Source organism: Bartonella massiliensis (assembly GCF_902150025.1).
GTDB lineage: Bacteria > Pseudomonadota > Alphaproteobacteria > Rhizobiales > Rhizobiaceae > Bartonella > Bartonella massiliensis.
Window position 1 is genome coordinate 52,698 of the sequence record NZ_CABFVS010000026.1, and the last position, 13,605, is coordinate 66,302.

The following is a 13,605-nucleotide window of genomic DNA, read 5'->3' on the forward strand; positions in this document are numbered from 1 at the left end:
GATTTTAAGTGGTATTTTTCTTTTTGGAGAGCTAGAAATTAAGCTTTTAAAACCAAAAGGTGATTTCGAAAGATCTTTCTGTTATTTGAGATAAATGATGATGAATTTTTAGTGTCATAATGCTCAATAGTCTCTTTCCTTGATAATATCAAAATATTGGAAGAATGTTATAAGTTTTTATCATATTTTATGGAATTCATTGCATCATACATATAAAGCCAATTGAGATTTGACATCATACTTTCAGGTGTACGAATTTTCATCATGAGATTACGTGCTAGCGCTATGAGGCCGGTTGCATGATAAACGAGCCTGTTGAAATCTCCGCGTTTTTTTACGGCTTCAATACGGGGAATGCGTGTTATTTCGTAAAGCGAAAGTGCTTTGGTTAATGAAAAATCTTGCAATGAAAGTGCTTCTGCTAATGTGGCAGCATCTTCGATTGCCATGGCGGCACCTTGCGCTGCAAAAGGGAGGGTTGCATGCGCACAATCGCCAACAAATATCTGTCTCTCTAAGCCTGAAAAACGATTTTTTTTCATGTAAAAGAGCGGCCAGTAGCTCCATTCATTAATATGCTCAAAGATTTGTAAGATTTTTGAACTCCAACCTTTAAAAAGAAATTGGAGTTTTTCTTTATCACCTTTATGAGCCCACCCTTCTTTTGAATTTTCTCCATTTGTGATGGCAACGAAATTAAAAACTTTTTCTGATTCTTGAATAGGATAGATGACGAGATGATTATTTGGTCCCATCCAGGCTGTGATTGTTTTCATATTTTGCAACGAGGAACAAAAGTTTTGAGGAAGATTATCACATGCTGTTGTTGCACGCCAAGCAATAAAGCCACTAAAAGTTGCTTTTTCATGAAAAGGAGATTGTTGTCGTAATGTTGACCAAACGCCATCACATCCGATCAGAAGAGGCGTTGAATAAAACTGTTCTATTGCTGTATCTGTTTTGATTGTTGTTATTTTAATGTTGGTTGCAGATTGGGTAGAAGATACAATTGTTTCGCCTGCTTTGTATTTAATCAAAGGATGTTCAATTACTGCATCATATAAAATTTTTTGTAAAGCTGCCCGATGAATTGTCATATAAGGGGCTTTCCAATATTTTTCTGTTAGATTGATAAGATGAGCCCGCAGATGTATTTTTAAGGATATTCCATCTTTTAACTCAAGAAAATGTGGGATTATTGCGGCTTCAGTGAGTTTATTCAGAAGTCCCCAGCGTGCAAGAATAGATGTTGCATTTGGAGTGAGTTGAATACCAGCGCCTATCGTTTCAAGTTGTTTACACTTTTCGATAATGATACTTGTAATTCCTTTATGGGCGAGCGCTAAAGCCGTGCTTAAACCAGCAATTCCTCCTCCAACAATGATGGGTGATTGGTCCACAAATGATTTCATATTAAACAAGAAGAACTAAAAGAGTGCTAGAAAAGCCTAAGAACGCATTATAGTCGCTCGTCTGGATGGTACAAACATCCTGTAGGATTTGTTTGATCGAATGATAGCGAGGAAACATAACGATAAAGAGTTGAGCAATAAGGGCAAATTTTTTCATCTGCAGCTCCCATATCGATAAAGATATGAGGATGATCGAATGGTTGTGTAGCGCCTACACACATAAATTCCTTCACACCAATTTCGATTGTTTTATATCCAAGGTCATTTTGGAAATGGGGAATATTGTTATCAGCCATGGTGTTAAAACTCCAGAATAAATTATCTCATCAGGTATGATAAGGTTCTTCTATTTTATAAGTTATTTTATAAGCGTGAGTTTGTAATAAAGCTTATAATAATGCAAGATGCTTTTTAAAACAAACTCCTCTTCTTTTATGCTATATTGAAATAGTTTATCGTATTTTTAGCGCTTTGCGCATGGAGTGCGTTCCTAAGTATTTTAAAATATTAAATGAAAATATGATAATAAAAATTTAGGCATTGATGTATTATTATGCTGATAACATATTATAGAATGTTATGATGATATATTTCATCAAGGATGTTAAAAAGTATAAAAAAGCTTAATGAGAATATATGAAACAGAGGGTGGCAGATAAAATTGCTATATCAGATATAACAATGAAAAATCCGGCACGATTTATTAATCGAGAGTTTTCATGGTTACAATTTAATAATCGTGTTTTGATGGAAGCGGCTAATCCGAAACATCCTTTATTAGAACGGCTACAATTTCTTTCGATTTCAGCGACAAATCTTGATGAATTTTTTATGGTTCGTGTTGCTGGTCTTGCGGCTCAAATTCGTGCTCATGTTACAGTATGCAGTGCAGATGGGCATACTCCAGAGGAACAACTTGATATTGTATTAGCTGAGATTTCAAAGTTGCAAGCTCGCCAACTACAAGAATTAAATATTTTACGCGATGAATTAAAACAGAACAATATTGAGATTATTGGTGCTGATGATCTTTCAGAAATTGAAAAGTCATGGCTTGAAAAATATTTTCTTGATAAAATTTTTCCTGCTCTAAAACCTTTACCTGTTGATTCCACACAGCCTTTTCCTTTTGTTCCTAATTTAGGATTATCTCTTGCGCTTCAATTGTCTGGAGGCACGGGTCAATATTCACGTACAATGTTATTGCCCATTTCAATGCTTTTGAGGCGTTTTATTCTTCTTCCCCCAAAGGGTAATCATTTTCGTTTTATGGCATCTGAAGATGTTATTTGTCTTTTTATCAAATATCTATTTCCTCACCATGAGGTTAATGGCATTGGTACATTTAGAGTGATTAGGGATAGTGATATTGAGGTAGAAGAAGAAGCTGAAAATCTGGTTCACTTTTTTGAAACGGCTCTTAAAAGGCGAAGGCGTGGGCAGGTTATTCGAATTGAATTTGACACAAAAATGCCAGAAAACTTGTGTCAGTTTATCGCAAATTGTCTTGCTGTTCCTGATAATTGTTTTAATATTCTTGATGGGCCTTTGGCGCTTAATATGGTTGCAGAGATTATTGCTATTCCCCGTGATGATCTCAAATTTATTCCTTATATTTCTCGTGTTCCGGAATCTATTCGTAAACATGAGGGGGATTATTTTGCAGCTATTCGTAAAAATGATATCGTTATCCATCATCCTTATGAAACATTTGATATTGTTGTCCAATTTTTACGCCAAGCTGCTTGTGATCCTGCTGTCATAGAAATCAAACAAACTCTTTATCGCACATCAAATGATAGTCCAATTGTTAGCGCGCTAATTGAAGCTGCTAAACAAGGAAAATCTGTGACTGCTTTGGTGGAAGTTAAAGCGCGTTTTGATGAGGAAGCAAATATTCGTTGGGCACGAGATCTCGAGTGTGCTGGAGTTCAAGTTATTTTTGGTTTTATTGCTTTAAAAACACATGCCAAGATGTCGCTGGTTGTGAGACGTGAAGGAAAACATCTTTGTTCTTATGTTCATCTTGGAACAGGAAATTATCATCCCGTTAACGCTAAAACTTATACGGATCTTTCTTTTTTTTCCACGGATGATGATATCGCTCATGATGTTACATTATTATTTAACTATATTGCGCAATATGAGCGCCCAAATAAGGCAATGAAGATTGCTTTTTCACCCTTAACGTTGCGTCAACGTATTTTAGAGCATATTGAAGGAGAAATCATCAACGCGCGGCAAGGACGTTCTGCCGCTATTTGGATGAAAGTTAACGCACTGGTTGATCCTGAAATTATTGATGCTTTATATTGTGCCAGTCAAGCAGGGGTACAGATTGATTTGGTGGTGCGGGGAATCTGTTGTTTACGCCCTTGTATTCCAAGAATTTCGGATAATATTCGTGTAAAATCGATCGTAGGGCGTTTTCTTGAACATAGTCGCATTTTTTGTTTTGGCAATGGTCAAGATTTGCCTAATGAAAATGCACTTGTTTATTTAGGTTCTGCTGATATGATGCCTCGTAATCTAGACTACCGTATTGAAATATTGGTTCCAGTTTTTAATAAAATGGTGCGGAGGCAGATTCTTTTACAAATCATGATGGCTAATCTCATTGATAATCAACAAAGCTTTGATATACTTAAAGATGGAACGTCGAAACGTATCACACCGCAGAGAGGTGAAAGTCCGTTTAATGCGCAGGAGTATTTTATGGCTAATACAAGTTTTGCGGGGAAAAATGAGTCTTTTGAAGCTTCCATTTCACGCTTGGTTGCGTTGTATCGGCAACGAGCGGAAATACATAAAAGACTGAAGTCCAATGACATATAGAGATGCTCAAGGTCGGTTAAAAGGGCGCAAGCCTGTTGCTGTTATTGACATTGGCTCAAATTCTGTTCGACTGGTTATTTATGAGGGACTTGTTCGCTCACCAACGGTTTTGTTTAATGAAAAGGTTCTTTGTGGTCTCGGTCATGGTGTGGCAAAAACGGGATTTTTAGAAGAAAAAGCGATGAGAATGGCGTTGCAAACATTAAAACGGTTTCGTACGCTTTGTCGACAGATTGGGGCTGATGAGGTCTATACTTTAGCAACGGCAGCAGCACGAGATGCAAAAAATGGATTAGCGTTTATTCAAAATGCTGAAGATATTTTGCAAGATAAAATATATCTTCTTTCAGGAAGTGAAGAAGCGATGTATTCGGCCTATGGGGTTGTTTCTACTTTTTATCAACCCAAGGGGCTTTCTGGGGATCTTGGTGGTGGCAGTCTCGAGTTAATTGATATTGATCATTCTGATGTCGGTGAAGGGATAACGCTTCCCTTAGGTGGTTTGCGGCTACAATATATGTCAAATAATGATAGTGGTGTTGCCGCAAAAATTGTCCATGAGCAATTTTATAAATCTTCTGTTGTTCGTACGCGTAAAGGTATGGCACGTTATTTTTATGCCGTAGGGGGGACATGGCGTAATTTGGCAAAACTCCATATGGCAATGAAACATTATCGGCTCCCTGTTATGCATGGCTATGAAGTTGATGCTGTGGAAATGGAGAGCTTTTTACGTCTTGTAGCAAATGGCGACATTGATAATATGAGAGGGATTGCAGCGGTTTCACAAAATCGTCGGAAACTTTTATCCTATGGGGCAATTGTCCTTATCGGACTTATTCAGTGTATGGAATTTGAAAAAATAATTTTTTCTGGTGCTGGCGTTCGTGAAGGTTTTCTTTATTCACGATTACCACAGGCGATTCGATCTTCAGACCCTCTCATTGCAGCGTGCACAGAAATGGCTATTTTACGGGCACGTTCACCAAAACAGGCAGAAGAACTTATTGACTTTACGACGAATGCCTTTGAAGTTTTTGGCATTGTTGAAACTGAAAATGAATACCGTTATCGTCAAGCGGCTTGTCTTCTTGCGGATATTGGTTGGCGTATACATCCAGATTATCGGGGTAATGAAGCAGCTAATCAGATAGCATTAGGATCTTATCCAGGAATTTCTCATGAGGGGCGCCTTTATGCAGCGCTGGCTGTTTTTTTTCGCAATACGGGTTTACTGGTTGATAAAGAATCTCTTCCTATTTTTCAATTAGCAACGCAAAATATCATTGAGAAAGCGCGTATTCTTGGTGAAACCATGCGTATTGCTCATCTTTTTAGCGCTTCTGTAGCAGGAATCTTACCGCATTTATTGTGGCATAAAAAAGCAGATCATATTGTTTTGCAGATCCCCAAAAATTATGCTGGATTATTGGGAGAACGTCCTCTTGGACGGTTAAAGAAGTTATCAAAAATCATAAAACAACTTCTTGATTTTGAAATTTCTTGATTTTTCCTTTTAATTCATTCGTGTTTTATATCTAAAAAGGGTTAGGTCTTTTCATTTCTATGCTCGCTCATTTTTAATTATTAGAGTGCAATTTCGATAAGTTTTTTTGTATGATCGGTGATGTAAGATATCATCTTTTTATGCTTTTTATAGGTTAAACGGCTATTTTTATCATGAGATGCGCTTTCATTATAAGGATTTTTTCTTTTTAAAACTTTTATGAGAAGCTGTTCGTTTTTTTAGATTCTTTTAAATCAAATTGTTATTTGGTTGATCTTACAAAGAGTTAGCTGTTCTTTTTTAATTAAGAGCTTACTATTTAAGTTTTTTAATTTATCAGAAGTAGGTTTTATTTGTGTTATTCTATGGCACATAGCAATTGATATTGATAAGGCGCGTAATGGATTTTTAAAAATGAGAATCTCTTCAATTTATTCAAAGTTTTTTTTTACATTATTTCAAATAAAATTGATTGAATAAAGTGTGGTTGCAAAACTTCTCTTTTTTGATTTTCTACTTATTTTATCATAAAATAAGCTTCCCTTTAGAGGAAGATTTTATGGAAGTCTCAGAATGTTTAAAATATAAATTAAAGCTGTTTTGTGCTTATTTTTCCATCGTTAAAGTAAAACCCTATCTGGCCCTTTAGCAGCTGTTCGGCTTTTTGACCAAATATTTCATAGCGCCAGCCATTCATAGCAGGGATATTTTTCTTTATTCCTCCATTGGCGATTTTTTCTAAATCATGAGATGTTGCAATCACTTTAGGGGCAATGCTGTTTTCATTTGCAACAAGTTTTAAGAGTACTTTGAGCAGATCAATCACAGCACTTGTCGTGTCATTGAGTGGCTTATGTTTAGGAATGGGGGGTAAAGTAGAAAGATCGACCTCTAAGCCTTCGCAGATAGCCTTGATTAATGATGAGGCAATTGAGCGTTTATCCCAATTTTTACTAAGACCGCGCAACCGTTTTAACGCGGATTCATCTTTTGGTTGTTGGGTTGCTATTTCTATAAGGCATTCATCTTTCATGATATGACGACGCGGTATATTGTGTTTTCGTGCTTCACGTTCACGCCAAGCTGCTATCTTTTGTAATACAGCAAGTTCACGCGGTTTTTTAACTTTTCCTTTCACTTTTTTCCATGCTTCATCTTCTGGCATATCATAGGTTTTAGGATTTAAAAGGATTGTTATTTCATCATCCATCCAATGAACACGTTGATCTTTTTCTAACCTTTTTTTCAAGAGGAGATAAACATCTCTTAGATATGTTACATCGGCAAGGGCATAGATCAGTTGTTTTTCAGATAGCGGGCGACAGCTCCAATCCGTAAAGCGGGAGGATTTATCAAGGTGATGTCCCGTGCAGCGTTGTACAATTTGATCATAGGAAATAGAATCACCAAATCCACAAATTGATCCTGCTATTTGTGTGTCAAAAATAGGGGAAGGAATAACACCTCCAAGATGATAAATTGTTTCAATATCTTGGCGGGCAGAGTGAAAAACTTTGACAATTTTTTTATCGATCATAAGGTCAAAAAACGGTTTTAAATCAATATCTGGCGCTATGGGATCAATTAGGACTGTAAGATCTGGTGATGCGAGCTGAATTAAACACAATTGAGGCCAAAAAGTTGTTTCGCGGATAAACTCAGTATCGACTGTTACAAAATCAGAGGTACTGAGAGCATTAAGTGCAATTTCAAGATCTGTTGTTTGTGTAATAAGATTCATCATTCTACTATATTCGATAAATTGAATTTTGTTCTTTTATTGACTTTATTTTCGAGTTTTTATTCTCATATCTTGACAAATGGTGATTAAAAAGCGTTTGTAGCGCATGTGAATATTATAATCAAAGGCAAAAAATATGCACCGTTATCGTAGTCATCATTGTGCGGCTCTTCGTAGATGTGATGTAGGAACACAAGTTCGTCTTTCGGGATGGGTTCATCGTGTTCGTGATCATGGAGGAATTCTTTTTGTGGATTTGCGTGATCATTTTGGAATCACACAAATTGTTGCGGACCCTGCTTCACCAGCTTTTAAAGTTATTGAAAAAGTGCGTTCTGAATGGGTTATTCGTGTGGACGGGGAGGTGTGTGCACGTTCTGATGAGGTTATTAATGCAACGCTTCCAACAGGTGATATTGAAATTTTTGCACAAGAGGTGGAAATTCTTTCAAAGTCTGAAGAGCTTCCTTTACCAGTTTTTGGTGAACCTGATTATCCAGAAGATATTCGATTAAAATATCGTTTTCTTGATTTGCGTCGGGAAACTATGCACAAAAATATTATGCGTCGGACTGAAATTATTGCGGCTATGAGACGGGCTATGCAAAATAATGGTTTTACGGAATTTACAACACCGCTTTTGACAGCCTCATCACCAGAAGGGGCGCGTGATTTTTTGGTTCCAAGTCGTATCCATCAAGGAAAATTTTATGCGCTACCGCAAGCACCACAGCAATATAAACAGTTGTTGATGATGTCAGGTTTTGATCGTTATTTTCAAATTGCCCCATGTTTTAGAGATGAAGATCCGCGAGCAGACCGTCTTCCTGGTGAGTTTTATCAATTAGATGTTGAAATGAGTTTTGTTGAGCAGGAAGATGTTTTAGCAACGATGGAACCCATTATGCGTTCTATTTTTGAAGAATTTGCAGATGGAAAAAAGGTAACACAAAACTTTCCTCGCATTTCTTATGATGAAGCAATGCGTAAATACGGTTCTGATAAACCTGATCTGCGTAATCCAATCATTATGGAGGATGTTTCTCAGCATTTTTATAATTCTGGGTTTAAAGTTTTTTCTCAGATTTTAGCAAATGATAAGAATGCGCAAGTGTGGGCTATTCCGGCTAAAACGGGTGGAAGTCGTGCTTTTTGTGATCGGATGAATGGATGGGCACAAGGCGAGGGGCAACCAGGGCTCGGGTATATTTTTTGGCGCAAGGAAGAAGGAAAATTTGAAGGAGCAGGGCCTATTGCCAAAAATATCGGTGAGCAGCGAACTGAAGCGCTTCGTATACAACTTGGACTTGAAAGTGGTGATGCTTGTTTTTTTTGTCGCAGGAGACCCGAAAAAATTTGCATCTTTTGCTGGAGCAGCCCGTATACGGATAGGGGAAGAATTAAACCTTGTCGATAGAGAGAGTTTCTCTTTAGCGTGGATTGTTGATTTTCCATTTTTTGAATGGAATGAAGATGAAAAAAAGATTGATTTTTCCCATAATCCTTTTTCTATGCCTCAAGGAGGAGAAAATGCTCTTGAATGTCAAGATCCTCTTACACTTAAAGCTTTCCAATATGATCTTGTTTGTAATGGTTATGAGATTGCATCTGGTGGGATTCGTAATCACTTGCCAGAAATGATGCTTAAAGTTTTTGAACTTGTAGGGCTTTCTAAGGACGTTGTGAAAGATCGTTTTGGTGCTCTTTATCGTGCATTCCATTATGGGGCTCCACCCCATGGTGGTATGGCTGCGGGAATAGATCGCATTATTATGCTGTTGCAAGGTGTTAAAAATTTACGTGAAGTTGCTTTATTCCCTATGAATCAACAGGCGCTTGATCTTTTGATGAGTGCTCCGTCTGATGTTTCTTCTACACAATTACGTGATTTAGGAATCCGCGTGGCTCCTCCTCACAAAAATAATTCATAAAGTTGATTTATAGATTATTGTTGTTCTTTCTTCGTAGTGTGAAGTTTTTATGCTTCTCAAGAGCATATATGTTGTTTATGGATTTAGAGAGGCAGAAAAGGATACTATTGTTTGTTAATTCTTCACGAGGCATTGTTTCTAAAGAAATATCTCTCAATGCAGTTGATCTCATTTTACGATTCTCGCTTGTGAAGGATATAACCCATGATTGTTATAAAAGCCATTGTGTAGCATAATCTTTATTGAATAAAGGAGAAGCTGTCATTCTACTTTCTAGGTTTTAATGTTTCTGACAGTTTTTGTATGCAAATAGGATATCAGTATTTTTATTCTTGTCTTGGAGCATCACTTTTCCCTTTGTGATAAACAGGAAAATGATTGTAATTGATTTCTCATGGATAAATTGCAAATGAGAAAACCCCTATAATATTGAATGTTTCCATTTAAATTATAAAAATAAATTATTTTATATATAACAGTATGTTGTTTATATTTTTTAAAGTTTTTACAACATTATAAAAAAGATAATATCTCTTCGTTTTTATAAGAATAGTGCAGTTTTTTATCCTATAAACTTGACTTTTGATAAGTTTAAACTTTGTATTTTTTAATTTTTTCATAGAAAAGCTGGAGAGAGTTGTTATACAATTTTCCTTTATAATAAAGGGTGATATTTGAAAGGTTCTTTTTGTTATTTCAAAAAGGATGAAATGACTCTTTGCAAGCCATTAAATTATATCGTCGGATTTGGTAAGATTTTTGTATAGGATAGTCTACATTTAAAATATATTTTTAGTGGAAATTATTGTTGTTGGAAAGACTATAAAAGCTTATTTCACATCGTTTTGAAAAGTTATATTATAATTCCATTTTCGTTAGATATATCAACTAAATAATAGCATTTTTTGATATTTTTATTTCTTTTGGTTTATTTTATTTTCCTCCCTTAAAGAGGATATTGAAAGAAGTCTTTGATAATGTATTAAATGTTTTCATATATCGTTTAGAATAAGAGGGAATAACGTGTATAATTTTTTGTTCATGTTCTAATTATAATGTTTATTTTTATGTCTTTGACTTTTAATAAAAAATTAGACTCATAAAAGTTTTTATGAAATAAATCTTACACAATAATTTCTTATTATTGTGGAAGTTGTTATTCTAATACTATGTCTGATAAAATGAATTTACCTTTTGATAAAGAACATATTGAACCAATAGAGTTACGTTCTGCTTTACAAGAACGCTATTTGGCTTATGCACTTTCTACGATTACGCATCGTGCTTTGCCTGATGTCCGTGATGGATTGAAACCAGTTCATCGTCGGATTGTTCATGCGATGCGTCTTCTCAAACTGAATCCTGGACAGTCTTATGCGAAATGTGCGCGGATTGTCGGTGATGTCATGGGAAAATTCCATCCTCATGGGGATGCATCTATTTATGATGCTTTGGTGCGTTTGGCTCAAAGTTTTGCGGTTCGTTATCCGTTGGTTGATGGACAAGGTAATTTTGGTAATATTGATGGTGATAATGCTGCGGCTATGCGTTATACGGAAGCGCGCATGACTGAAGTGGCTGCATTGTTGCTTGAAGGAATTAATGAAAATGCTATCGATTTTCGTTTGACCTATAATGAAGAAGATGAAGAGCCTGTTGTTCTACCTGGTGCTTTCCCTAATCTTTTAGCCAATGGTTCTTCCGGTATTGCTGTTGGTATGGCAACATCTATTCCTCCCCATAATGTTGCGGAGCTCTGTGATGCGGCACTACATTTGATTGCACATCCTGATACGCGTGATGAGCATTTAAATCAATTTGTGTTGGGACCTGATTTTCCAACTGGTGGTATTTTGGTTGAGCCTAAAAAGAGCATTGAGGAATCTTATCGTATCGGGCGGGGTTTTTTTCGATTGCGTTCACGTTGGCATCAGGAAACTGGTAGCCGTGGTTCTTATGTGATTGTTGTGACTGAAATTCCCTACCAAGTTCAAAAGTCACGCCTTATTGAAAAAACAGCAGAATTGTTGCTTGCGCGGCGCCTACCAATGCTTGAAGATATTCAAGATGAATCAGCAGAAGATATTCGCATTGTACTTATTCCTAAAAATCGGTCAGTTGATCCTGAACTTCTTATGGAATCCCTTTTTAAATTGACTGATTTTGAAGTAAGATTTCCTCTTAATCTTAATGTTCTCTCTTTGGGGAAAATACCCAATGTTCTTTCTCTGCGAGAAAGTTTGCAGCAATGGCTTGAACATCGTCAAGAAGTGCTTATTCGACGTTCTCATTATCGGCTTGATCAAATTGATAGCCGATTGGAAATTCTTCATGGCTATCTTATTGCTTATTTAAATCTCGATGAGGTCATTCAGATTATTCGTGAAGAGGATGAACCGAAACGAAAGCTGATTAAGCGTTTTGAATTAACAGAAAATCAAGCTGAAGCTATTCTTAATATGCGTTTACGTTCTTTACGAAAGTTGGAAGAATTTGAAATTCGTAAAGAATTTGAAGCCCTTAAGGGTGAAAAAGAAAAACTACAGAATTTGTTATCCTCTCCTACAAAACAATGGAAAATCATTTCAGAGGAAATCAAAAAAGTTCGAAATACGTTTGGTCCTGAAACACTCTTAGGGAAAAGACGGACAACATTTGAAGAAGCACCAAGACATGATCTTGATGATATTCAACAAGCAATGATCGAAAAAGAACCGGTGACTATTGTTATTTCTAAAAAGGGGTGGATGCGTGCTTTGAAGGGGCATTTGAATGATTATAAAGCGCTTTCTTTTAAAGAAGGAGACAGTTTAAAGTTAGCATTTCCGGCATTTACGACCGACAAGATTGTTCTAATAAGTACTGGGGGAAAGTTTTTCGCACTTGGTGCCAATAGTTTGCCTGGAGGACGGGGACATGGTGAACCCATTCGTCTTTTAGTGGATATGGATGATGAGCATAATGTTCTTACGGCTTTTGTGCATCATGCAGAAGAAAAACTACTCTTGATTTCATCTTGCGGCAATGGCTTTATCGTTTCTGCTGCAGAAGTGATTGCCAATACACGAAAAGGCAAGCAAGTGATGAATGTGAAGTCTCCTGATGAGGTAAAGCTTTGTGTTCCGGTTAATGGTGATCATGTTGCCGTGGTTGGTAAAAACCGCAAAATGCTTATTTTTTCTATTGAACAAATACCAGAAATGAATCGTGGTAAAGGGGTTCGTTTACAACGTTATAAAGAGGGTGGAATTGTTGATGCCAAGACTTTTAATTTGTCAGAAGGTTTAAGTTGGCAAGATAGCGCTGAACGAATCTTTAACCGTCAAGCGGATGATCTCATTGAATGGATGGGAACACGTGCGGGTGTCGGGCGTCTGGTTCCAAAAGGATTTCCAAAATCAGGAAAATTTATCAATTAAATGATAGAATATTTTTATGCCAAGCCTACAAAAGCGTAAAAGCAATGCTTAGGTGTTTGTTATAGGATAACAAATTGAGTTACAAGAATAATTAAATATCATTTCATGTTAAATAATATGCTCTAATATCCATAACTTTTCTTATTTCGACTCTGTTCATGTTGAAACAATCAAAATGATTCGCTTGCACATCACAAGTGGATTGGTGTTGTAGATAGAAATTTATAAAAGAAAGAATTAAAAACGTCCTGTATGAGCTGTCTCCAGTTCTTAGAACTATCGTAACACTAAAAACTTAAATAAACACAAAAGGTTTATACGCTTACATAAAGTGTAAGGGTGATAGAATGCTTTTATACACTTTATATTATTTATGGGTACTGTCGTAAAATGATTTGTTGCTTTTGTATGCTAAATAGGGGCAAGGGTATTGCATATGTCTATTTGTGTAATCTCCGAAACGGGGAGACAATCTAATTTGGGAAGAATATGAAAGCATAATGGTAAAAAACAATGTCCATCTTTACCGCTACCTTTTAATTCAGCTTTACGGTTTTCAAAAACATTGAGAGCAATAACTTTTCAATAATGGAGATTACATATTGTCTCACGCTTTTGTTTATTGTGTTCTTTAATGGGGGCACTGTAGTGTGACAGTAGATTCTTTACGAAGTGGAAAGAAGTGGGATTAGGTAGGAATACGTGATAATTTATTGTTTTTATATATAAAATTTACGTATTAAATGTGTGTTTTGTCAAA

At 36.2% G+C, this 13,605-nt stretch carries 6 protein-coding genes and 2 pseudogenes; 4 read left to right on the forward strand and 4 right to left on the reverse strand.

Annotation, left to right across the window (positions count from 1 at the left end):
• Positions 1-167: 167 nt before the first annotated feature.
• Together FNZ60_RS06680 and FNZ60_RS06685 are read right to left on the reverse strand one after the other, a co-directional pair.
• Positions 168-1,412 (reverse strand): FAD-binding protein, encoded by a 1,245-nt coding sequence (locus FNZ60_RS06680; protein WP_142416862.1) that lies wholly within the window; start codon positions 1,410-1,412, stop codon positions 168-170.
• A gap of 47 nt (positions 1,413-1,459) precedes the next feature.
• Positions 1,460-1,708 (reverse strand): zinc-finger domain-containing protein, encoded by a 249-nt coding sequence (locus tag FNZ60_RS06685; RefSeq protein WP_142416863.1) that lies wholly within the window; start codon positions 1,706-1,708, stop codon positions 1,460-1,462.
• A 340-nt stretch (positions 1,709-2,048) separates the two neighbouring features.
• Here FNZ60_RS06685 and FNZ60_RS06690 point away from each other — a divergent pair, with 340 nt between their 5' ends.
• Complete coding sequence (locus FNZ60_RS06690; RefSeq protein WP_142416864.1) at positions 2,049-4,247, forward strand: RNA degradosome polyphosphate kinase; 2,199 nt, start codon at positions 2,049-2,051, stop codon at positions 4,245-4,247.
• Positions 4,237-5,754, forward strand: coding sequence for a Ppx/GppA family phosphatase (locus tag FNZ60_RS06695; RefSeq protein ID WP_142416865.1), 1,518 nt, complete (start codon positions 4,237-4,239; stop codon positions 5,752-5,754). The genes FNZ60_RS06690 and FNZ60_RS06695 overlap by 11 nt, the downstream gene beginning before the upstream one ends.
• A gap of 589 nt (positions 5,755-6,343) precedes the next feature.
• Here FNZ60_RS06695 and rnd read toward each other — a convergent pair.
• Complete coding sequence (gene rnd / locus FNZ60_RS06700) at positions 6,344-7,498, reverse strand: ribonuclease D (RefSeq protein ID WP_142416866.1); 1,155 nt, start codon at positions 7,496-7,498, stop codon at positions 6,344-6,346.
• Positions 7,499-7,631: 133 nt separating this feature from the next.
• Between rnd and aspS the strand changes: the two are divergent.
• Together aspS and parC are read left to right on the forward strand one after the other, a co-directional pair.
• Positions 7,632-9,426 (forward strand): annotated as a pseudogene (aspS, locus tag FNZ60_RS06705) (aspartate--tRNA ligase).
• A 1,169-nt stretch (positions 9,427-10,595) separates the two neighbouring features.
• Positions 10,596-12,845 carry a DNA topoisomerase IV subunit A gene (gene parC, locus FNZ60_RS06710; RefSeq protein WP_142416867.1) on the forward strand — a complete coding sequence of 750 codons (2,250 nt, stop codon included), beginning with the start codon at positions 10,596-10,598 and terminating at the stop codon, positions 12,843-12,845.
• 414 nt (positions 12,846-13,259) lie between these two features.
• On the opposite strand, the pseudogene FNZ60_RS10215 reads toward parC, so the two are convergent.
• Positions 13,260-13,487 (reverse strand): annotated as a pseudogene (locus FNZ60_RS10215) (integrase); the annotation flags it as partial.
• Positions 13,488-13,605: the final 118 nt, after the last annotated feature.